The 21,185-nt window shown below is 55.2% G+C and carries 19 protein-coding genes; 13 read left to right on the top strand and 6 right to left on the bottom strand.

The features are described from left to right. Positions 1 to 116: 116 nt before the first annotated feature. The 4 genes from ACH518_RS10390 (at position 117) to ACH518_RS10375 (ending at position 4,261) form a co-directional block, all read left to right on the top strand. Positions 117 to 2,129 (top strand): TonB-dependent receptor plug domain-containing protein, encoded by a 2,013-nt coding sequence (locus ACH518_RS10390; protein WP_445372840.1) that lies wholly within the window; start codon positions 117 to 119, stop codon positions 2,127 to 2,129. Positions 2,130 to 2,360: 231 nt separating this feature from the next. Further along, on the top strand, positions 2,361 to 3,017 hold the full coding sequence (locus ACH518_RS10385) for a pyridoxamine 5'-phosphate oxidase family protein (RefSeq protein ID WP_445372839.1): 657 nt from the start codon (positions 2,361 to 2,363) through the stop codon (positions 3,015 to 3,017). A gap of 83 nt (positions 3,018 to 3,100) precedes the next feature. Continuing rightward, positions 3,101 to 3,649 carry a formaldehyde-activating enzyme gene (fae, locus tag ACH518_RS10380; RefSeq protein ID WP_140913840.1) on the top strand — a complete coding sequence of 183 codons (549 nt, stop codon included), beginning with the start codon at positions 3,101 to 3,103 and terminating at the stop codon, positions 3,647 to 3,649. Positions 3,650 to 3,778: 129 nt separating this feature from the next. Then, the gene (locus tag ACH518_RS10375) at positions 3,779 to 4,261 is read left to right on the top strand and encodes a cytochrome P460 family protein (protein ID WP_445372838.1); all 483 of its coding nucleotides are present in this window, start codon (positions 3,779 to 3,781) and stop codon (positions 4,259 to 4,261) included. A 56-nt stretch (positions 4,262 to 4,317) separates the two neighbouring features. Here ACH518_RS10375 and ACH518_RS10370 read toward each other — a convergent pair whose 3' ends face one another. Next, on the bottom strand, positions 4,318 to 5,166 hold the full coding sequence (locus ACH518_RS10370; RefSeq protein WP_445372837.1) for a CvfB family protein: 849 nt from the start codon (positions 5,164 to 5,166) through the stop codon (positions 4,318 to 4,320). Positions 5,167 to 5,387: 221 nt separating this feature from the next. Between ACH518_RS10370 and ACH518_RS10365 the strand changes: the two genes are divergently transcribed. Further along, positions 5,388 to 5,900 (top strand): hypothetical protein, encoded by a 513-nt coding sequence (locus tag ACH518_RS10365; protein WP_278212697.1) that lies wholly within the window; start codon positions 5,388 to 5,390, stop codon positions 5,898 to 5,900. 40 nt (positions 5,901 to 5,940) lie between these two features. On the opposite strand, the gene parE is transcribed toward ACH518_RS10365, so the two are convergent. Further along, positions 5,941 to 7,833: a DNA topoisomerase IV subunit B gene (parE, locus tag ACH518_RS10360; protein ID WP_278212698.1), complete on the bottom strand. Its 1,893-nt coding sequence runs from the start codon at positions 7,831 to 7,833 to the stop codon at positions 5,941 to 5,943. Positions 7,834 to 8,110: 277 nt separating this feature from the next. Next, positions 8,111 to 8,605, bottom strand: a complete 495-nt coding sequence (locus ACH518_RS10355; protein WP_445372836.1) for a phage tail protein — start codon at positions 8,603 to 8,605, stop codon at positions 8,111 to 8,113. A 549-nt stretch (positions 8,606 to 9,154) separates the two neighbouring features. Between ACH518_RS10355 and ACH518_RS10350 the strand changes: the two genes are divergently transcribed. The 4 genes from ACH518_RS10350 to ACH518_RS10335 are packed head-to-tail and all read left to right on the top strand — an operon-like array spanning position 9,155 to position 12,715. Next, complete coding sequence (locus ACH518_RS10350; RefSeq protein WP_140913834.1) at positions 9,155 to 9,388, top strand: exodeoxyribonuclease VII small subunit; 234 nt, start codon at positions 9,155 to 9,157, stop codon at positions 9,386 to 9,388. After that, a complete protein-coding gene (gene ispA, locus ACH518_RS10345) occupies positions 9,381 to 10,274 on the top strand; it encodes a (2E,6E)-farnesyl diphosphate synthase (RefSeq protein ID WP_140913833.1) in 894 nt (297 codons plus the stop codon). The genes ACH518_RS10350 and ispA overlap by 8 nt, the downstream gene beginning before the upstream one ends. A 48-nt stretch (positions 10,275 to 10,322) precedes the next feature. Next, a complete protein-coding gene (dxs, locus tag ACH518_RS10340) occupies positions 10,323 to 12,185 on the top strand; it encodes a 1-deoxy-D-xylulose-5-phosphate synthase (protein WP_445372835.1) in 1,863 nt (620 codons plus the stop codon). Positions 12,186 to 12,199: 14 nt separating this feature from the next. Next, complete coding sequence (locus tag ACH518_RS10335) at positions 12,200 to 12,715, top strand: adenine phosphoribosyltransferase (RefSeq protein ID WP_445372834.1); 516 nt, start codon at positions 12,200 to 12,202, stop codon at positions 12,713 to 12,715. A gap of 39 nt (positions 12,716 to 12,754) precedes the next feature. Here the strand turns inward: ACH518_RS10335 and ACH518_RS10330 are convergent, their stop codons facing one another. From ACH518_RS10330 to hpnH, 3 genes are read right to left on the bottom strand one after another with little or no spacing between them, the layout of a single operon-like run. Continuing rightward, positions 12,755 to 13,768: an MlaA family lipoprotein gene (locus tag ACH518_RS10330; protein WP_445372833.1), complete on the bottom strand. Its 1,014-nt coding sequence runs from the start codon at positions 13,766 to 13,768 to the stop codon at positions 12,755 to 12,757. Between the two features lie 20 nt (positions 13,769 to 13,788). Beyond that, on the bottom strand, positions 13,789 to 14,394 hold the full coding sequence (locus ACH518_RS10325) for an ABC transporter substrate-binding protein (RefSeq protein WP_140913610.1): 606 nt from the start codon (positions 14,392 to 14,394) through the stop codon (positions 13,789 to 13,791). 36 nt (positions 14,395 to 14,430) lie between these two features. Then, positions 14,431 to 15,534 (bottom strand): adenosyl-hopene transferase HpnH, encoded by a 1,104-nt coding sequence (gene hpnH / locus ACH518_RS10320; protein WP_278212702.1) that lies wholly within the window; start codon positions 15,532 to 15,534, stop codon positions 14,431 to 14,433. A gap of 435 nt (positions 15,535 to 15,969) precedes the next feature. Here hpnH and ACH518_RS10315 point away from each other — a divergent pair, with 435 nt between their 5' ends. The 4 genes from ACH518_RS10315 (at position 15,970) to ACH518_RS10300 (ending at position 21,180) form a co-directional block, all read left to right on the top strand. Continuing rightward, positions 15,970 to 17,061 (top strand): phytoene/squalene synthase family protein, encoded by a 1,092-nt coding sequence (locus ACH518_RS10315; RefSeq protein ID WP_445372832.1) that lies wholly within the window; start codon positions 15,970 to 15,972, stop codon positions 17,059 to 17,061. Positions 17,062 to 17,070: 9 nt separating this feature from the next. Then, a complete protein-coding gene (shc, locus tag ACH518_RS10310) occupies positions 17,071 to 19,029 on the top strand; it encodes a squalene--hopene cyclase (RefSeq protein ID WP_445372831.1) in 1,959 nt (652 codons plus the stop codon). A 1-nt stretch (position 19,030) separates the two neighbouring features. Then, a complete protein-coding gene (locus ACH518_RS10305; RefSeq protein WP_445372830.1) occupies positions 19,031 to 19,732 on the top strand; it encodes a phosphorylase family protein in 702 nt (233 codons plus the stop codon). Between the two features lie 62 nt (positions 19,733 to 19,794). Continuing rightward, on the top strand, positions 19,795 to 21,180 hold the full coding sequence (locus ACH518_RS10300; protein ID WP_445372829.1) for an aspartate aminotransferase family protein: 1,386 nt from the start codon (positions 19,795 to 19,797) through the stop codon (positions 21,178 to 21,180). The last annotated feature ends 5 nt before the right edge of the window (positions 21,181 to 21,185 follow it).

Below are 21,185 nucleotides of genomic sequence, written 5' to 3'. Positions count from 1 at the left end.
TTCAAGCAGTTCCGCACAAAAAATAGAATCTTGCGCATCTCCGATCTTTCACTACAGTTATCCTTATTTCTTCACCACCACTGCTCAGCTAGAAGTATTCGTTTTCCTGGCATTTCATGAAAAAAACTCTTCCGTCTTTATTTCGGATCGCGACTGCGATTTTGGTTTGGCTACCGGGCAGCCCGCATGCGGATGCCGACCTGACCGATCTGAACTTGGAAGAACTGATGGCGGTAAAAATTACTTCGGTGGCAAAAAAAGTCCAGTCCTTGCAGGATTCGGCCGCCGCGGTATTCGTGATCAGCAACGAAGACATCAAACGCTCCGGCGCCACCAGCATTCCGGACGCGTTGCGCTTGGCGCCCGGCATCGACGTCGGTCGGATCGACTCCAACAAATGGGCGGTCAGTTCGCGCGGCTTCAACGGCCGCTTTGCCAATAAACTGCTGGTGCTGATCGACGGCAGGAACCTGTATACCCCAGCATTTGCCGGCGTGTATTGGGAACTGCAAGATGTGATGTTGGAAGACGTCGAGCGCATCGAAGTGGTCCGCGGTTCCGGCGCCGCGTTGTGGGGCGCCAACGCCGTCAATGGGGTAATCAATATCATCACCAGACACAGTGCCGACACCCAGGGCGGACTCGTCAACGCCGGCGGCGGTACCGAAGAAAGAGCATTCGGTGCATTTCGCTACGGTACCCGGCTAAACGATACGACTACCGCCCGTGCCTATCTGAAGGGGTTTGAGCGCGACGCATTGGCGCGGGCCAACGGTAGCAGTGCCGGAGATTATTGGAGCAAGATGCAGGGCGGCTTCCGCCTCGATTCCGAGGTGTCGGACGCGGATTCGCTAACCGTACAAGGCGACATGTACTCCGCCGACTTAAACCAACAACTCTCGCTCGCTACGCTAACCGCGCCCTATCGACAAGTGGTCGGCGACCGGGCCATGGCCAGCGGCGGCAATATCGTCAGCCGCTGGCAACATGATTTCTCGGATACCTCAAACACGACACTGCAGTTGTATCTCGATTCCTACAACCGGCGCGAAGGCTTCATCGACGAGGAACGCCATACCACCGATCTGGATTTTCAACACCATTTCGCGCTGAACGCGTGGAATGACATTATCTGGGGCTTAGGATTCCGCTACTCGTCTTCCGACGTAACGGATATCCGCCCAGATCTGATCTCCTTCAGACCTAGCGACCGCGATAACAGCTATTACAGTGGCTTTTTGCAAGACCAACTGACGCTAATCGACGACACCCTATGGTTGACCCTGGGGTCCAAACTGGAACATAACGATTTTACCGGCTTCGAAGTTCAGCCCACCGCACGCTTGATGTGGGCTCCCCACCCGCACCACCGCTTGTGGGGGGCTATCTCCCGCGGGGTGCGGATTCCGTCGCGGGTCGACGCCGATATGAGTCTGGTCGGTCAAATCCTGCCGCCGTTTAGCGGCCAGAACGTCACGCCGTTTCCGCTGGAGCTTGCGGTGATGGGTTCGGAGACTTACAAGGCCGAACAAGTGCTGGCTTACGAAATCGGTTACCGCTTCAGCCCGAATCCGGCCTTCTCGATAGACGTCGCCGGCTTTTACAACAACTACAGCACCCTGCGCTCATTCCAACCCGGCGCAATCGATACTTCGCAATTGCCGGCTGCTCTAAGCCAGCCGTTTTACATTAACAATGGCAACGCCGGTCGCACCTACGGCATCGAAACCTCGGCGGTCATGAAAATGCTGGACTGGTGGCGCTGGGACATCAGCTACAGCGCACTGCAAACCGAACTCAGCAGCAACGCCTACTACCAGGAAGCCGTCTCGCCGCAACATAAAATCTCGTTGCGGGCGAGTGTGAATCCGACATCCAATGTTACGCTGGACGCCTGGCTGCGTTACGTCGATAACGCCAGCGCCTTCACGCTGACAGGCCCCGCCCATATCCGCTCCTACACCACACTGGATCTGCGGCTGGGCTGGAAGTTGAGCCGCGGCGTCGAACTCGCACTAGTTGGACAAAACCTGCTGGACAACCGCCATCTGGAGTACATCCAGGAAACTTTCACCCAGGCTACCGAAGTTCAACGCGGAGTTTACGGCAAAATTACCTGGGAGTTTTAGCCTCGGCCGCGTCGTTTAGGCCCATACCTAAAAACTCGATTCCGGTTCGGCTGCGCGGTCATTTACAGTCTGGGCGGCTGCAGATACGGCAAGCACCGCGTTTAACTCACGTTCGATCTTTCCTGCCACTTGTCTGACACAACACTGCGGCTCGCCATTGCCGCTAGCTGAAGGGGCGTTCCCGGCAATCTCGGTTAGAATGGCGGCTTTTCGATTCGGGAGTCAGCGGTGATGGACGAATTCTATAGCCCGCAACAACGGGAACTGCAAACGCAACACGATACCGTCCGCTTGGCGGACCGCTTACAGCAAATCATCGTAGAACAGCACATCAACGAGCAACACCAGGCTTTCATCGAAAGCCGCGACTTTTTCTTTCTGACCACGATCGACCACCGCGGTTATCCGACCTGTTCCTATAAAGGCGGCCATCCCGGCTTGGTCAGAGTGATCGGTCCGCAGGAATTGGCGTTTCCGAACTACGACGGTAACGGCATGTTTTTATCGCTGGGCAATATCAACGGCAACCCGAAAATCGGCCTGTTGTTCATCGATTTCGAAACGCCGCATCGGCTTCGGCTCCATGGCGACGCCCGTATTCAGGCCGACGATCCGCTGCTGGCCGACTATGCCGGCGCGGAATCGATCGTACGGGTGGCGCTCAGCGAGATTTTTATCAACTGTCCGCGTTACATTCACAAAATGAGCCGCGTCGCCAGTTCCCAATACGTGCCGGAAGCCGGAAAAGATACGCCGCTGCCGCAGTGGAAACGGATCGACGCCGTGCAGGACGTGTTGCCGGCCTGCGATAAACAAATCGCCGAGAACCTGGGCGGTAGTATTACGCCGGAACAGTACGGGGAGATGGTGCAACGCGGCGAAGGGTGAGCTTTGATCCCGCGCCAGACCACGCTTTCGAACAGAGTAACTGCTAAAAACCTTAACTGACTCACTTCAAATTGGAGACCCACATGAGCGAAAGAATCGTTATGCGTACCGGCGAAGCCTTGGTCGCCGGCGGCCCGGCCGGCACCGCTGCCGAGCCGGAAATCATCATCGGCGAGTTGGACGGGCCGGTCGGCACCGCGATCGCCACCTTGACCGGCGACCAAGTCCAGGGCCATAGCCGGGTGTTCGCGATTTTGAATACCGATATCCAAGTGCGGCCGGTGACGTTGATGGTGAGCAAGGTCACGGTCAAGAACAGCCGCTATACCAATATTTTGATGGGTACTGTGCAGGCGGCAATCGCCAACGGCGTGTTGGACGCGGTGCGCGCCGGCGACATCCCGAAAGAAAAAGCCAACGACCTCGGCATCATTTGCTCGGTATGGCTGAACCCGAGCGTGATCAAGGATGACAAACTCGACCACCGCATTCTGTTCGACATCCACCGTCAAGCCATGGCCAAAGCCATCCACAAAGCCATGACCAACACCCCGGACATCGATTGGCTGCTGGAAAACCAGGAAAAAATCGTCCACAAGTACTTTCAAATGGGTCTGGACGGCAAGATTTAAGCGCGCGCCGCCCCGTCACGCACTAATAGCGGATCAATATTAATTTGACAGACCGGCAAAATCCGCCTAAAAAGACAAACTAATTTCGATTCGAAATCAGTTTGTCTTGTCTACAGGGGAGATTTTGCTATGAATACGCGCCTTTCACTGTCCGCCGCCGGACTGTTCCTGACTCTTTTCGCTTCCGCCCAAGCCGTCGAACACAGCGTGGCTTACCCGGAAGGCTACCGCACCTGGCTGCATGCCAAAACCATGCTGATCCAGCCCGGCCATGCCCTGGAAAACCCGTTTCAAGGTCTGCACCACGTCTATGCCAATAAAAAAGCCGAAAGCGGATTGAAATCCGGTAAATATCAAGACGGTTCGGTGCTGGTATTCGATCTGTTGCAATACCAGGAACAGGATAAAACCATTCAGGAAGGCGAGCGCAAACTACTGGGTGTGATGCAGAAAGATTCGAAAAAATATGCCGCGACCGGCGGCTGGGGCTTCGAGGGCTTTGCCGGCAACAGCAAGACCGAACGCCTGGTCCAGGATGGCGGAGCGAGTTGCTTTGCCTGCCACGCCTCCGAGCAAAAAACCGACTACGTGTTTTCTCAATACCGGCCCTGATCCGGATTTTCCGGCCGTCGGTCAGGCGCCGATTGCCGGCGCCTCTATCGCTCGACTTATTTGGCCGTGGCTTGATCCAGCAAACGAATACCGTCCGCCTCGATCAATATCCGCCGCTGTTTGTACAAACCGCCAATAGCCTGTTTGAACACCTTCTTACTGACCGCAAAGGTGTCGTAGATCAGCTCCGGATCGCTTTTGTCGGTCAACGCCACATAGCCGCCGCGTCGGGCCAGGATATCCAGTATCTTCGCCGAGGTGGTGTCCACTTTCTGCCCGTACTTTTCCTGGCTGAGGATTAAATCCAGTTTGTGGTCCGGGCGGATCTTCTTGATGTAGCCGGTCAATTTCTGGCCTTTTTTCAGCGGCTGGAACACTTCGTTTTTATACAACACGCCCCAGTATTGGTGGTCTACCACCGCTTTGAAACCCAGTTCAGTATGCTCGGCGATTACCAATTGCACGGCCTGGCCTTCCTTGTAGTAAAACGCCTGATCCTGAATGAAATCGTCCAACACCATCGACGCAGCGATACGGTTGTCCTCGTCCAGAAACAAGCGAACCAGATAGGAGCGGCCTTCTATGACCTTGCCTTTTTGTTCGCTGAACGGCAGCAACAAGTCCTTGGGCAATCCCCAATCCAAAAATGCCCCGGCATGGCTCAACGAGACGCACTTTAACCAAGCCACCTCGCCGGCTTGCACCAGCGGCATTTGCAAGGTCGCCAAAGTTTGGCCTTTGCCGTCGACATAAACAAACGCATCGACTTTTGCACCGACCGCCAATTCCGTGACGGGCGGTTTATCGGCCAACGCGATCTCTCCCAATTCGCCGCCGTCCAAATAATATTGGTTATCGCGCCGGCTAAGCACGGTTAACGCATTAACTTTACCTAATTCGATCATGGGATTCCGGGAGATTGAGACGAGACCGGCCGCATGGCACCGGCGTTGGAAAACTAGTGAAGCCGCATTATACAAGCAATCGCGCCGGGGCTGACCGCGACTTACGCTGCGATAAATCGGCAACAATTGACGCAGCTCAATCGATTTAGCGCTACGACCGACTATAATGGCCGGTTTTTTCAGCACGTTACGGCGCTCGAAACCGAGTGCAAGCTCACACCATGACTTTATTACTCAAATACCTGTCCTCCTGCTGGTTTCTGAATAATCCGGCGGACTTAGTCCCGCCCAATTCCTTTATGTGGAAAAACGTGGCGTTCTATTTAATGTCCGGCATCATCGTCGAAAGTTTGATTGCCGATCCGGCCGACGGCACTCTGGAAGTATTGGGCCGCACTATTATGGCTTTCAGTTCCGTGGCGGTATTGCTGCTGACCGAAAGAAAATGGAGTCTGTTCAGCCAGTTGTACACGTCGATTTTCGTCTGCGAAAACTTCATCATGACCCTGGCCATCGCCGCCGAAGGCCTGGACTACTGGCTGGTGTTGAAACACCATCCCTACCGCGAGGAAATCGGCATTGGCATCGCGGTATTTCTGGTGGTTTGGTATATCAGTATCGTCAGTTACATCTTCCGCGGTTTTTTCAAATACACCATGAGTGTCAGCCTGATTTACGCATTCAGTTACTTCATCCTGACTTACGGCATTCCAATGCTGTTGATGGATATTTGACCGGTCTCCGGGCGGGCACCAACTCGGTACCCGCCCTGCACTACAAAATCTCGGCCAGATTTCCCTTATCTTCCAGCCAACTTTTGCGGTCGCCGGCGCGTTTCTTCGCCAGCAACAAATCCATCTGCTGAAACGCCTCGGCGTGGTCCGGCACCGTCAACTGCACCAGCCGGCGCGTATCCGGGTTCATCGTGGTTTCGCGCAGTTGCGACGGATTCATTTCGCCCAAGCCTTTGAAGCGTTGAATATTGACCTTGCCGCTGAGTTTTTCGGCTTCGATCCGCGCCAGCACACCCAAGCGTTCCGATTCGTCCAAGGCGTAAAACACCTTTTTGCCGACGTCGATCCGGTACAGCGGCGGCATCGCCACGAACACGTGGCCGGCTTCGACCAAGGCCTTGAAGTGTTTATAAAACAACGCGCAAATCAAGGTGGCGATATGGTTGCCGTCGGAATCGGCATCGGCCAGGATGCAGACCTTGCCGTAACGCAGGTTTTGCAAATCGTCGCTATCGGGCTCAATGCCCAGCGCCACGGCGATGTCGTGCACCTCTTGCGAAGCCATGACCTCGCCGGAATCGACCTCCCAGGTGTTCAAAATTTTGCCTCTAAGCGGCATGATGGCCTGGAACTCGCGGTCTCGGGCCTGTTTGGCGGAACCGCCGGCCGAATCGCCCTCGACCAGGAACAGTTCGGTACGGCTGAGATCCTGTCCTGAGCAATCGGCCAGTTTGCCGGGTAAAGCCGGCCCGGCCGTGATTTTCTTACGCACGATTTTCTTAGCCGAACGCAAGCGCTTTTGGGCGCTGGCGAGGATGATCTCGGCGATTTTCTCGCCTTCCTGCGGATGCTGGTTCAGCCACAGGCTGAAGGTATCCTTGGCCACACCGGAGACGAAAGTCACGCATTCGCGCGAACTCAAACGCTCCTTGGTTTGCCCGGAGAATTGCGGATCTTCCAGTTTCACCGACAGCACGAAATGGCAGTTTTCCCAGACGTCTTCCGGCGCGATCTTGACGCCGCGCGGCAGCAGATTGCGAAAATCCAGGAACTCGCGGATCGCTTCGGTCAAACCGGCGCGCAGGCCGTTGACGTGGGTACCGCCCTGCGCGGTCGGCACCAGATTGACGTAACTTTCCGCCACCGCCTCCGGCAGACTGTCGGGAGTCCAGACGATGCCCCATTCCACCGCCTCGTTGCTGGCGGCCATATTGGCCATGAACGGCGGCTGCGGAAAAATTTCGGCGTCGCCGACCCGGTCCAGCAGATATTCCTGTAAGCCGTTCTGGTAACACCATTCCAGCCGCTCGTCGCTGAGTTCGGACAGCAGCACGATTTTCAGGCCCGGACACAAAACGGCCTTGGCGCGCAATACGTGCTTGAGCTTGCTGACGGAAACCCGGTTGGAATCGAAATATTTGGCGTCCGGCCAAAAATGCACGCTGGTGCCGGTGTTGTTTTTGCCGACATTGCCGGTTTGCTGCAATTCGCCGACCTTGTCGCCGCCGGCAAATTCCATTTGGTAAACGCCGCCGCCGCGCTTGATTTCGACCAATAGCTTTTCGGACAGGGCATTGACCACCGACACGCCAACGCCGTGCAAACCGCCGGAGAACTGGTAGTTCTTGTTGGAAAATTTACCGCCGGCGTGGAGCTGAGTCAGGATCACTTCGACGCCGGGAATGCCTTGTTCCGGATGCATATCGACCGGCATGCCGCGGCCGTCGTCGACGACCTTGACCGAGCCGTCTTTAAACAAGGTTACTTCAATGTTTTTTGCGTATCCGGCCAGCGCTTCGTCGACGCTGTTATCGACCACTTCCTGCACCAAATGGTTGGGCCGGGTGGTATCGGTATACATGCCGGGGCGCTTACGCACCGGGTCCAGGCCGCTCAGCACCTCGATCGCGGCGGCATTGTATTCTTGGGTCATGATATGTTTTTGAAGGTAGTCAGCCAGTGTCGGCGGACCATTATATGTCAACCTACCCGCGCAAACTCGGCCAAGGGCAAATGTCCGGGCCCGTAACCGCGGGTTCGGGACCGCCGGGACTCATGCCGAGCCAAGTCCCGCTAGTTCCGGATCAAATTGCCGGTCTATGAAGGGTGGAAGGAAAGGCCATACGAAAGTCCGGACGAACGACATTCCGCAGAGCGCGTTTGCTGTTTCGAATGCCAGCCAACCATCTTGGCGGCCACCACGGTTTAGATCAGCGCAGGCGTTGCACTTGGTCGGCGGCGAATACGATGGTTTCTCTGCCGGGTGTCGTGTCGTTGAAATCGATCGATGCCGGCCAAACCCGGCTAAAGCTCCATTCCGCGATGGGAGTCATCGTCTGGTCATAGGCAATCAAAGTCGCATCGACCCGCGACCGGGCCGACCGTCCACTGGCAACTTGTTGCCGCCAGCTCCACAAATCCATCGACTTGGTCAAGCCTCTGCTACAGGTAAGATTTTTGACCTGCAGACGCCCAGGAAGCTTAGTAGTGCTCTCTTCGCGCGGATTAACCCTGGTTTGCTCCACTTCGTTCTGCGACCCCATGCCTTTGCAATCGGTGAAATAGGCGGAAATACCGCCGGCGCTAAATTCGTAATAGACCGACAGGCCCGAATTGTTGACAACATCCTCAGTGGCAGCGGCACTGGCTGACGAGGCCATCACGGCACCTAAGACAACACTTATAAAACGGCTAGCTGTTTTCATGACATATCCTCAAAAGGTTAGATAATTTGGTTTGGAAGAGAGCCGCCGATACGACAGTTAAAAAATCTGTCGTCACAATCGATGGACTTCAATTTGTATTGGCAAGGGCGGTGCCATGTTTGGCAAACCGAGACCAACAAAAACCAACCCATTGAATACACGCAATTATTTACAAAAACCACCCAGGAAACATCAGCCCCCATAACGCCTGCTGACCACGACATATCGCTTTTACACGAAATATCGTACGAAATTCGAAAGCTCAATTACCCCGGTTCCAATCGCGGGTATCTTTTCGGCATCGCCCCGGACTATTACGACAGGGCAACAAAACCAATGCGTTCGTGATTGCACTGTTGCGCTATATAGGTCGCCTAAGGCAGTGGACAAGCAGGCCCGCCGCCAATTGGCAACTGGCGGACTCGGTCGAGAGCGGGGCCTCAATCTCGGCTGCCGATGGCGGAACGCGGCAATCTCAATCCGGACTCAACCGCTCGGCAAAACATACTATAATGCTCGGTCATTTTTTCGAGCATAGCCGCGCAAACCATGTCGAGACGCAAAAACGCTGCCCAATTTGAAGAGGCCATGGCCGAACTGGAAAAGTTGGTCGAACAGATGGAGCGCGGCGATATCACGCTGGAAGAATCGTTGAAATTCTTCGAACGCGGCGTCGGTTTAACCCGGACCTGCCAGCAAGCTTTGCAGGAAGCCGAACAGAAAGTACAGATTTTATTAGAGAAAAACGGCCAGCAAACTTTGGAGCCATTCACCGATGAGTAAGTTGAAAGAATATTTAGTCGCCTGCCAGAACCGCGTCGAACGCGCGTTGGACGCCCGCTTGCCCGGCGACAACATTTTGCCGCAGACGCTGCATGCCGCGATGCGCTACAGCGTTTTAGACGGCGGCAAGCGCACCCGGCCGTTGCTGACCTACGCCACCGGCGTGGCCGTGGGTTTGAGCGAAGAAGAATTGGACGCCCAGGCCTGTGCGGTGGAATTCATCCACGTTTACTCCCTGATCCACGACGACTTGCCGGCGATGGACAACGACGACCTGCGCCGCGGCAAGCCGACCTGCCATAAGGCATTCGACGAAGCCACGGCGATCCTGGCCGGCGACGCCCTGCAGGCCCTGGCTTTCGACGTGTTGGCCAACGACGCCGCCATCAAGGTCGGCGCGGAAGCCAGAGTCAAGATGATCGCGGCATTGACCCGCGCCAGCGGTTCGCAAGGCATGGTCGGCGGCCAAGCCATCGATTTGGGCTCGGTCGGACGCAAACTGACTTTGCCAGAACTGGAAAACATGCATATTCACAAAACCGGTGCCTTGATCCGGGCCAGCGTCAACTTAGCGGCCCTGTCCAAACCGGGCCTGGATGCCGACGCCGCCAAAAAACTGGACCATTACGCCAAATGCATCGGCTTATCGTTTCAAGTCAAAGACGACATTCTCGACATTGAAGCCGACACGGCAACGCTGGGTAAAACGCAGGGCAAGGACGTGGATAACGACAAGCCGACCTACCCGGCTTTATTGGGTCTGGCCGGAGCAAAAGAAAAAGCCCAGGCACTGCACGAGCAAGCGGTGGCCAGTTTGGCCGATTTCGGTCCGGAAGCCGACCTGTTAAGGGAACTATCCCTGTACATCATCGAGCGCACCCACTAGACCCCTGCTTTTCTCGCTGCCCTGCGGCCCCAAGGAAATAATAACAACATGACATCTTCCGGAAACTTCCCGCTACTCGACACCATCGCCGGCCCGACCGACATCCGCGCCCTGAAGAAAGAGCAACTGCCGCAGTTGGCCGATGAGGTGCGTTCGTATTTGACGCACACGGTCAGCATTTCCGGCGGCCATTTCGCCGCGGGCCTGGGTACGGTGGAGCTGACCGTGGCCTTGCATTATGTGTTCGATACCCCGGTGGACCAGTTGGTGTGGGATGTGGGCCATCAGGCTTATCCGCATAAGATTCTGACCGGGCGTAAGGATCGGATGACGACGATTCGCACCCTCGGCGGGGTGTCGGCGTTTCCGTCGCGCGACGAGAGTGAGTATGACGCGTTTGGCGTCGGCCATTCGTCGACCTCGATCAGTGCGGCGCTAGGTATGGCGATCGCCTCGCAATTGCGCGGCGAGGACAAGAAGATGGTGGCGATCATCGGCGACGGGTCGATTACCGGCGGCATGGCCTTCGAGGCGATGAATCATGCCGGCGACGTCAATGCCAATCTGTTGGTGATTCTGAACGACAATGAGATGTCGATTTCACCGCCGGTCGGGGCGATGAATAATTACTTGACCAAGATTTTATCCAGCAAGTTTTATTCGTCGGTCAAGAAGGAAAGCAAGAAGGCGTTGTCCAGTATGCCCAGCGTCTGGGAATTGGCGCGGAAAGCGGAAGAACATGTCAAAGGCATGATCGTGCCGGGTACTTTGTTCGAGGAGCTGGGTTTCAATTATTTCGGGCCGATCGACGGTCACGATCTGGAGATGCTGGTCTCGACCCTGGAGAATCTGAAGGATTTGACCGGGCCGGTGTTTTTGCATGTGGTGACCAAGAAAGGCAAGGGTTACGCGCCGGCTGAGAAAGATCCGCTGGCCTATCACGGCGTGCCGGCCTTCGATCCGACCCAGGATTTTCTACCCAAGGCGGCGCCGTCGCCGCATCCGACTTATACCGAGGTGTTCGGCCGCTGGTTGTGCGATATGGCGGCGCAAGACGAGCGCTTATTGGGCATCACCCCGGCGATGCGGGAGGGTTCCGGCCTGGTCGAGTTTTCGCAGAAGTTTCCGAAACGTTATTTCGACGTGGCGATTGCAGAGCAACACGCGGTCACCTTGGCCGCCGGTCAGGCTTGCCAAGGTGCTAAGCCGGTGGTAGCGATTTATTCGACCTTTTTGCAACGCGGTTACGATCAGTTGATTCACGACGTGGCGTTGCAGAATCTGGACGTGTTGTTCGCCTTGGACCGCGCCGGTCTGGTCGGTCCAGACGGCCCGACCCATGCCGGGGCGTTCGATTACAGTTACATGCGCTGCATCCCCAATCTGCTGGTGATGGCCCCGGCCGACGAGAACGAATGCCGGCAGATGCTGACCACCGGCTTCCACCACCACGGCCCGGCCGCGGTGCGTTATCCGCGCGGCAAGGGTCCCGGTGCGGCGATCAACCCGGAACTCAGCACGCTGGAAATCGGCAAGGGTGAAATCAGACACCAGGGCGGGCGGATTGCGATTCTGGCCTGGGGGGCGATGGTGACGCCGGCCGTCGAAGCCGGCAAGCAACTGGGCGCCACAGTGGCGAACATGCGCTTTGTGAAACCGATCGACGAAGACTTGATCCTGCAGTTGGCCAAAAGCCACGACGTGTTCGTCACGGTCGAGGAAAACGTCATTGCCGGCGGCGCCGGTAGTGCAGTACTGCAGTTCCTGCAACAGCAGAAGATTCTGATGCCGGTACTGAACATCGGCCTGCCCGACCGCTTCGTCGAGCAGGGTTCCCGCGAGGAATTGCTCAGCCTGTGCCGGCTCGATGCCAACGGCATCCGCCAGCAGATCGAAGCTTTTTGCGCATAATCACGAGGTGAAAAATGGACCGTTTACGCAATAAAATCCGCGATATTCCTGATTTCCCCAAGCCCGGCATTATCTTTAAAGACATTACGCCGCTGGTCAAAGACCCGGCCACGATGCGTTTGTCGGTCCACCAGTTGCTGCATCCGTTCTTAGGCCGCGACATTACTGCGGTGGCCGGCATGGAGGCCAGAGGCTTCATTTTCGGCGCCTTAGTCGCCTGGGAGCTGGGCATTCCGTTCGTACCGCTGCGCAAACCCGGCAAACTGCCTTACGACGTACAAAGCGTGTCTTACGACCTGGAATACGGCTCGGCCGAACTGGAAGTCCATATCGACGCCGTCGACAGCGACGACAAAGTGCTATTGATCGACGACTTGCTGGCTACCGGCGGCACGGCCAAAGCCAGTTGCGAATTGATAGAAAAGCTGGGGGCCGAAGTGGTTGCCTGCGCTTTCGTCGTGGAATTAGATTTTTTGGCGGGACGGGAAAAACTGGCGGGCTACGAAGTGCATTCCCTGTTGCACTACTGATTTAGACTAAAAGACGCCTCCGTGCGTCTCTAAACTAAATCAACGGCGTTTACGCCGCATTTTTTTTTTACTGCTGAATTCATCCATCTTCGCAGCGGCCTGTTCGAACTGAGCCTCGGCCTTTTCGAAAGACTGCGACATATTCTCGAAAGCGTCAGATTTTGTCGCGTTGCCACCGATAGCAGGATTCAAGCTGGATTGAGGACCTAACGAACCGCTTCCGGCCGGCCGCTTCGGCTTGTCGACCGCCTTTGCCGGCTTTGCCGAACTCGTTTCGTCCTCTATCGCCGAATCCACATCGATATCGTAAGTTTCGGCGGAGTGCTTACCGTCGTTAACCAGATTCTGCCGGTATTGCAAAAACGATTCGCGGGTAAACACGTAAGGATCCAACGCCGCCTCGTCGATGAAATTTAATGCGCCTTCGGCATTAGCCCTGTCGTTAATCCCCTCGACAATACCAGTGCCCGGCAGGTAAGTACTCGGGTTTGCCGCCCGATCGAGAATGCTGGCCGAACCGTCGCGAATTGTGGTCGGGCCTAAAATCGGCAGCACCAAATAAGCTCCCTGATCGACTCCCCATACCGCCAGAGTCTGACCGAAATCCTCGACATTGCTTTGCATGCCCAAATCACTGGCAACATCGAACAGCCCCAACAAACCGATAGTCGAGTTGGTCAAAAACCGGCCAGTATCGGACGCTCCCTGACTAACCTTACCTTGCAGGAAGTCATTCAAAACGACGTTGATACCCTTCAAATTGGTGAAAAAATTAGTCACGCCGGTTTCCATGAAATCCGGAGTAATGAATTTGTAACCGTCGGCTACCGGTTTAAGCAAATACTTATCCAGGCCCATGTTGAAACCATACATCGATCGGTTGAAACCCTCGTAAGGATCGACCGAATTGGTTTTGGACTCGGCAATATTGGTGGCTCCTAGATCTTTTGGTTCCGTACTCGCGCAACCGCCGACCGATAAAGCGCCGGAAAACAGCGCGGCCCACATCAAGCCGGCTTGGCTTTTACCTTGATAACAGGGGTTAAAAAACATCACTCACAATTCCTGGCAAACTATTGTTTCGCGTAACTTTCAATTTTTTCGTTGATTTTGGCAATCAAAGCATCGAAACCTTCCCGACTCAAAACACTGGTATATTCCGACCTTTTCAATGCCAAATCGCTGACACCATCCGCTATTATATTGATAATTCGCCAACCATCGTCCTTTTTCTTCATCATGTAGTCGAATTTGACGTCTTTCTCGCCGGGAATCAATAGATTGGTATGGATTACCACGCCGCCGCGGCCAGTCTCTTCCTCAGAAACGAAATTAAACGATTCCCCGGAAAAATCTTTGAAATTATGCGCATACGCGGAAACGCTGAGCCGACTGAACACTGTTTCCAATTTTTCCTGTTGCTCTGGAGTCAACTCCTCCCACTGCTTACCGACCACAATACGAGCGATTTTTGGCAAATCGTGACTCTTCTTAACCAGTACGTCCAATTTGTCATAACGGCCGTTGAAGCCCAAGGTTTTGCCTTGCTTCATTATGCCCAGCAATTCGTTTTGAAACTCGTCGACCACCTGTCTCGCAGTCTGCTCTTCCGCCGTCGCCAACGGAGAGAACATTAGAAACACAAGCAAGCCCAGTACGGAATACATTCTGTTGAACATAACGCTTATCGAAACCTCATATTTAGAGCGACCATTTTAAGATTCGACTTTGACCGGAATTTCCGAAATCGAACTTTTTTTGTAATTCATCACGAACTCGGGCTGCTTCTCCGGCAACATGTCCCCCGCAGTTTTCGGCCCGCGAATCTTTGCAAGCAGGGCTTTCAACGGATTAGCCAAGGTATCTTCAACCGCAGTAGCTTCATAACCGCAATGCGCCATGCAGTTAGCGCATTTGGGATTCTTCACGGTGCCGTATTTCTCCCACGGCGTAGAGTCCAACAGTTCCTGAAACGAGGAAGCATTGCCCTCGTCCGCTAACAAATAGCAAGGTTTTTGCCACCCGAACACATTGCGGGTTGGATTACCCCACGGTGTGCAATCGTAGTTCTGATTGCCGGCCAGAAAATCCAGATAAAGCGAGGAGTGGTTCAGCTTCCACTTTCTGGTCTTGCCGATTTTGAAAATGCCGCGGAACAAGTTTTTGACTTCCAAGCCTTTAATAAATACGTCTTGGCGCGGCGCCCTCTCGTAGCTGAAGCCCGGCGCAATCGTTACGCCTTCCACGCCGAGTTCCATCGCATAATCCAGAAACTCAGCGACTTCTTCCGGCGTTTCGCCTTGGAATAGCGTGCAGTTAATGGTTACGCGAAAACCCTTGCTCAGAGCCAATTTGATCGCTTCCACCGCAATATCGAATACACCGTCCTGACAAACAGAGGCGTCGTGGCGGTTTTTCAAACCGTCCAAATGCACCGAAAACGTCAGATACGGCGACGGTTTGTAATCATTGATGCGCTTTCTGAGCAACAATGCATTGGTGCACAAGTAGACGAATTTCTTTCTGGCAACGATGCCTTCGACGATTTGCGGCATTTCCTTGTGAATCAATGGTTCCCCGCCCGGAATAGAAACCATCGGCGCACCGCATTCATCCACTGCATCCAGACACTCTTGCACAGACAAGCGCTTATCCAAAATGTCGTCAGGATAGTCGATCTTACCGCAACCGGCACAAGCCAGATTACATCTGAACAAAGGCTCCAGCATCAAAACCAAAGGGTACTTTTTGACTCCTTTAATTTTTTGCTTGATCAGATAACTACCCACAGCCAATTGCTGACGTAAAGGAACACTCACGGCATTATTCTCCAAAAACTTTCAAGACTTTCAGCTACGACGCTGTTACAAAAAAACAACAGCATTCGAGCCATTACTATCGGGAGCGCGCCCAAACCAACGACCACCAAGCCAGAGAAACAAGCGGACGCACAACTAGATGTGGTAAGAATACTACTTTTTTATACCTTGCTCCAGTCGAAATACGCAAAAAACAACAACCTACTTGGGAAGCACTTTGCAAAACCACAACCATCACAGATTCAAACCCCGCCGCCTGCAAACCCAGCCCTACAAAATATGCCTTATAAATCATAACGAAAGCACACCAAACAAGAACCAAAATCCCAAACAGCAATATCAATCCCAGCAAATTTGCCTTAAAGCAACATCGCTTTGCAAAACCCCAACAAACAGTCTATCATTGCCGCTACCGATAGTTAGACTAAAAAGTAAATGAACGGATTTCACCCCCCCATCGATAACCCGGAATTGCTGAAACAGCTATCCGACCAAGAACTTCAAGCCGTGCTGCTTGAAGGCGTGTCGCGTACGTTTGCGCTGACCATTCCGCAGTTGCCGAAAACGCTCTATCCGGCCGTGGCCAATGCTTATCTACTCTGTAGAATCGTCGACACTATCGAAGACGAAGTTTCCCTTAGCCCAGCACAAAAAAAGGGCTTCTGCGACCGTTTTATTGACATCGTTAAGACCGGCCGCGGTGCTGAGGCGTTTGCCGCCGAATTGGCTCCGCTGCTGTCCGCACAAACCATTCCGGCCGAACACAGCCTGATCCGGCTGATCCCCCGCGTCATCGCCATCACCCACAGCCTCTCGACCCCGCAAATAGACGCGTTGGCGTGTTGTGTGGAAACCATGGCCGGCGGCATGCCGGTGTACCAGGCCCTCAACCTGCACGCCGGTCTGAAAACCATGAAAGACATGGATGACTATTGCTACTACGTGGCCGGCTGTGTTGGCGAAATGCTGGCAAAACTGTTCTGCCACTACTCGCCGGAAATCGATCAGCATCGGCCGGAACTGCTGAAGCTATCGGTCTCGTTCGGCCAAGGCTTGCAAATGACCAACATTCTGAAAGACATCTGGGACGACGCCAAACGCGGAGTATGCTGGCTGCCGCAGGACATATTCGATGAAACCGGCTTCGATTTGGCCGATCTGACGCCGACCACCAACGACGAACGCTTCCGCAAGGGCCTGGAGCGCCTGATCGGTATCGCCCACGGCCATTTGCAAAACGCATTGACCTACACCCAACTGTTGCCCAGCCACGAAACCGGCATCCGCAACTTCTGCCTGTGGGCACTGGGCATGGCGGTGTTGACCTTAAAGAAGATCAAACAGCACCTGGACTTCAACGAATCCAATCAGGTCAAGATCAGTCGCAACAGCGTCAAGGCCACGATTATCGCCAGCAAATTATCGGCACGCAGCAACTGGCTGCTGTCACTGCTTTTCAATCTCACCAGCAGCGGCTTAAAAACCCCTGACTGGCAGTATTCACCCGTATCTCACACTGGACCATAAGGAATCGCCATGTTTACTGAAGCCCCTGTAGAGACCAGCAATCACGACTTTTCCCAACACAGCTCGGCGGCTGCCATCAGCCCGGGCAAAATTCAAGCCGCGATCGACCGAGCGCAGGCGAAACTGCTCGGCTTGCAAAATCCGGCCGGCTATTGGGTATTCGAACTCGAAGCCGACTGCACCATTCCGTCCGAATACATCATGATGATGCATTACCTGGACGACATTAACGAAGAACTCCAAGCCAAGATCGCAGTTTATCTGCGTAGCCGGCAAAATCCGGATGGCAGCTATCCGCTATTCACCGGCGGCCAGGGCGACATCAGTTGTAGCGTCAAGGTGTATTACGCCTTGAAAATGGCCGGCGATCCGATCGACGCGCCGCATATGGTGCAACTGCGCAACTGGATCCTGAGCCAAGGCGGCGCGGCGCGCGCCAACGTCTTCACCCGAATCGCACTGGCAATATTCGAGCAACTGCCTTGGCGCGGCGTACCCTACATTCCGGTCGAAATCATGCTGCTGCCCAAGTGGTTTCCGTTCCACTTGGACAAAGTGTCTTATTGGTCGCGCACCGTGATGGTACCGCTGTTCATCCTGTGCACGCTGAAGGCCAAAGCCAAGAATCCGCATAATGTCGACATCCTGGAATTGTTCGTGGTGCATCCGGACGAAGAAAAGCATTACTTTCCTGAGCGTACGCTGCTGAATAAATGCTTTCTGGCGCTGGACCAACTGGGCCGCGTGACCGAACCGTTGATTCCGCAGAGCATGCGTAAGCGCGCGATAGACAAGGCCTTGACTTGGTTTACCGAGCGTTTGAACGGCGAAGACGGCTTGGGCGGCATCTTTCCGGCCATGGTCAACGCCTACGAGGCCATGCTGCTGCTCGGTATGCCGCACGACCATCCAAATGTCACAATCGCCCGCAAATCCATCGACAAACTGTTGGTGATTAAGGAAGACGAAGCGTATTGCCAGCCTTGCCTGTCCCCGGTCTGGGATACTGCCCTGGCCAGCATGGCGCTGATCGAAGCCGACAAGCGCGGTAACGCACCGCAACTGGCACAAGCCAACGACTGGCTGAAAAGCGTGCAACTGTCCGACGAACCGGGCGACTGGCGCGTCAGCAAACCTGATTTGGCCGGTGGCGGCTGGGCATTCCAATTCGCCAACCCGCATTATCCCGATGTCGACGATACCGCAATCGTCGGTTTCGCGATGGCCGAATCCGAGCAAGACGGTTTGGACGAATCCATCCACCGCGCTACCCGCTGGATCGTCGGCATGCAGTCCAAAAACGGCGGTTACGGCGCGTTCGATGTCGACAACACCTATTACTATCTGAACGAAATTCCGTTCGCCGACCACGGCGCCCTGCTCGACCCGCCAACCGTCGACGTCAGCGCCCGCTGCGCGATGCTGATGGCCCGCGTCGCCAAAGGCCACGACGAATACCGCCCGGCGTTGCAACGCACCATCGAATATATCCGTAGCGAACAGGAAGCCGACGGCTCCTGGTTCGGCCGCTGGGGCACCAACTACATTTACGGCACCTGGTCCGCTTTGTTGGGTCTGGAGCAAACCGACGTACCGAAAACCGACCCGATGTACGTCAAAGCCGCCGCATGGCTGAAAAGCGTGCAGCGCGAGGACGGCGGCTGGGGCGAAGACAATCTGAGCTACCACGACGACCGGAAATACCGCGGCCGCTACCACTTCAGCACCGCCTTTCAAACCGCCTGGGCGGTGTTGGGCCTGATTGCCGCCGGCGAAGTACACAGCAAAGAAGTCAAGGCCGGCATCGAGTTTTTGTTGCGCAGCCAGCAAGCCGACGGCGTTTGGAACGATCCCTGCTTTACCGCACCGGGTTTCCCGCGCGTGTTCTATTTGAAATACCACGGCTACGACAAATTCTTCCCGTTGTGGGCACTGGCCAGATACCGTAACGAATTGCACAAACACTAACGTGAGTTGCGGAATCGTCGTTGCGCTGCCGGAAGAACTTGCGACCCTGACCAGCCGCAAATTAGCGCAGGGCGAATGCTTGAGACTTTGCGACGACACGCTGGTCGCCTACGCCGGCGCCGGGCCGCACAACGCCGCCAACGCGGCAAATCTGTTGATTGCCAAGGGCGCCAATCGTTTGATCAGTTGGGGTTGCGCCGCTGCGCTGGCGCCGCAACTGCGGCCGGGGCAATTGGTGATCGCCGACCGGATCTTTTTCGACCAGCAGATTTACGAAGCCGACAAATTCTGGTCGGATAAGGTGAGTAGCCGGCTCGGCGAAAAACTCGCTGTCGGCCACGGCAAACTGGTCACCGAAACCCGCATCGTGGCGCTAAGCGAAGACAAGCAAGCCATCCACAGCAACACCGGCGCCGTGGCGCTGGACATGGAGAGCGGCGCGATTGCCAAGGTCGCCAGCCAGTCCAATCTGCCGTGTTTGGTGTTGCGCGCCATCGCCGACCCGGTGACGCTGGACTTACCGCCAGCCGTGTCCCGGGCCATGAACGAACAGGGGCAGGTCGAGCTGGGCAAGCTGCTGCGCCATCTGGCGCTACACCCCTGGGAAGTGCCGGCACTGGTCAAGCTTGGCCTGCATTTTCACGCCGCACAAAAAACCCTGAAAACCATCGCCAGGCATTTAAACGAAATCGCCATTTATTAGCAAAATCAGCGTTGCCGGCGCCGAGATCAAGCGCCAGCCGACGCACCACCACGAGGTATTACATGTCCTTTAGCATTGCCGATCTTTTTACTCAGCACTTCGGGGAAAAATTCGAACTGCACGAGCAATATCTCAACAACCAGATGGTACGGGTGCTGCGCACTATCGGTTACGACCGCAACTACAAGCGGGCGATCGGCCAATACCTCTACGACGAAGACGGCAACGAATACCTGGATTTGCTTAGCGGTTTCGGCGTGTTCGCGATGGGCCGCAACCATCCCACCATCGTCAGCGCCTTGCAGGAAACCCTGACCATGGAATTGCCGAATCTGGTGCAAATGGATGTGTCGCTGTTGAGCGGCTTGCTGGCCAAGGAAATCCTGGCTACCTGCCCGGATAATCTGGAAAAAATGTTCTTCTGCAATTCCGGTACCGAAGCCGTGGAAGCGGCGATCAAATTCGCCCGCTACACCACCAAACGCTCTCGGATCCTGCATTGCGAACACAGTTACCACGGCCTGACGATGGGCTCGCTGTCGCTGACCGGCGAGCACATTTTCCGCGAAGGCTTCGGCCCGCTGCTACCGGATACAGGTTCGGTGCCGTTCAACGATCTCGAAGCCGTGGAAAATGCGCTGAGCAGCAAGGACGTAGCCGCGTTCATCGTCGAACCGATTCAAGGCAAGGGCGTCAACGTCCCTGATGATAATTACCTGCCGGAAGTCGAGCGCCTGTGTAAAAAATACGGCACCCTGTTCGTCGCCGACGAAATCCAGACCGGCATCGGCCGTACCGGCAAGTTCTGGGCCATCGAACACTGGGGCGTCAAACCCGACATGATATTAATGGCCAAAGCCCTGTCCGGCGGCTTCGTCCCGGTCGGCGGCGTGGCGATGACCAGCAAAATCATGGACACCGTGTTCAACCGGATGGACCGCGCCGTGGTGCACGGCTCGACCTTCTCCAAAAACAACATGGCAATGGCGGCTGGTTTGGCCGCACTGCATGTGGTCCATCAGGAAAAACTGGTCGAAAACAGCGCCAAAATCGGCAACGAGATCATCGCCGCCGTCAACGCGATGGTGCCGAAATACGAGTTCCTGAAAGAAGCTCGCGGCAAGGGCTCGATGATCGCCATCGAATTCCATGCCCCGAAAAGCTTAGGCCTGAAAGCCGCCTGGGCGATGCTGGAAGCCGCCAACAAAGGCCTGTTTTGCCAAATGATCCTGATTCCGCTGTTCAAGGAACACCGGGTGCTGGCGCAAGTCGCCGGCCACGGTATGAACGTGGTCAAATTCCTGCCGCCGCTGATTTTGACCGAAAAAGACCGCGACTGGATTGTCAACTCGGTAGAAAAAACCATCGCCGACACTCACAACGTCACCGGTTCAATCTGGACTTTGGGCAAAAACCTGGCCGGCCACGCTTTGAAAAACAAAAAATAAGGAGA

This window comes from Methylomonas sp. HW2-6 (assembly GCF_052474525.1).
This window is presented reverse-complemented; position numbering and strand designations above follow the sequence as displayed.

Coding starts and splice junctions, on each gene's coding strand:
- ACH518_RS10390 (WP_445372840.1), top strand. CDS start 117: ATGAAAAAAACTCTTCCGTCTTTATTTCGGATCGCGACTGCGATTTTG.
- ACH518_RS10385 (WP_445372839.1), top strand. CDS start 2,361: ATGGACGAATTCTATAGCCCGCAACAACGGGAACTGCAAACGCAACAC.
- fae (WP_140913840.1), top strand. CDS start 3,101: ATGAGCGAAAGAATCGTTATGCGTACCGGCGAAGCCTTGGTCGCCGGC.
- ACH518_RS10375 (WP_445372838.1), top strand. CDS start 3,779: ATGAATACGCGCCTTTCACTGTCCGCCGCCGGACTGTTCCTGACTCTT.
- ACH518_RS10370 (WP_445372837.1), bottom strand. CDS start 5,166: ATGATCGAATTAGGTAAAGTTAATGCGTTAACCGTGCTTAGCCGGCGC.
- ACH518_RS10365 (WP_278212697.1), top strand. CDS start 5,388: ATGACTTTATTACTCAAATACCTGTCCTCCTGCTGGTTTCTGAATAAT.
- parE (WP_278212698.1), bottom strand. CDS start 7,833: ATGACCCAAGAATACAATGCCGCCGCGATCGAGGTGCTGAGCGGCCTG.
- ACH518_RS10355 (WP_445372836.1), bottom strand. CDS start 8,605: ATGAAAACAGCTAGCCGTTTTATAAGTGTTGTCTTAGGTGCCGTGATG.
- ACH518_RS10350 (WP_140913834.1), top strand. CDS start 9,155: ATGTCGAGACGCAAAAACGCTGCCCAATTTGAAGAGGCCATGGCCGAA.
- ispA (WP_140913833.1), top strand. CDS start 9,381: ATGAGTAAGTTGAAAGAATATTTAGTCGCCTGCCAGAACCGCGTCGAA.
- dxs (WP_445372835.1), top strand. CDS start 10,323: ATGACATCTTCCGGAAACTTCCCGCTACTCGACACCATCGCCGGCCCG.
- ACH518_RS10335 (WP_445372834.1), top strand. CDS start 12,200: ATGGACCGTTTACGCAATAAAATCCGCGATATTCCTGATTTCCCCAAG.
- ACH518_RS10330 (WP_445372833.1), bottom strand. CDS start 13,768: ATGTTTTTTAACCCCTGTTATCAAGGTAAAAGCCAAGCCGGCTTGATG.
- ACH518_RS10325 (WP_140913610.1), bottom strand. CDS start 14,394: ATGTTCAACAGAATGTATTCCGTACTGGGCTTGCTTGTGTTTCTAATG.
- ACH518_RS10315 (WP_445372832.1), top strand. CDS start 15,970: ATGAACGGATTTCACCCCCCCATCGATAACCCGGAATTGCTGAAACAG.
- shc (WP_445372831.1), top strand. CDS start 17,071: ATGTTTACTGAAGCCCCTGTAGAGACCAGCAATCACGACTTTTCCCAA.
- ACH518_RS10300 (WP_445372829.1), top strand. CDS start 19,795: ATGTCCTTTAGCATTGCCGATCTTTTTACTCAGCACTTCGGGGAAAAA.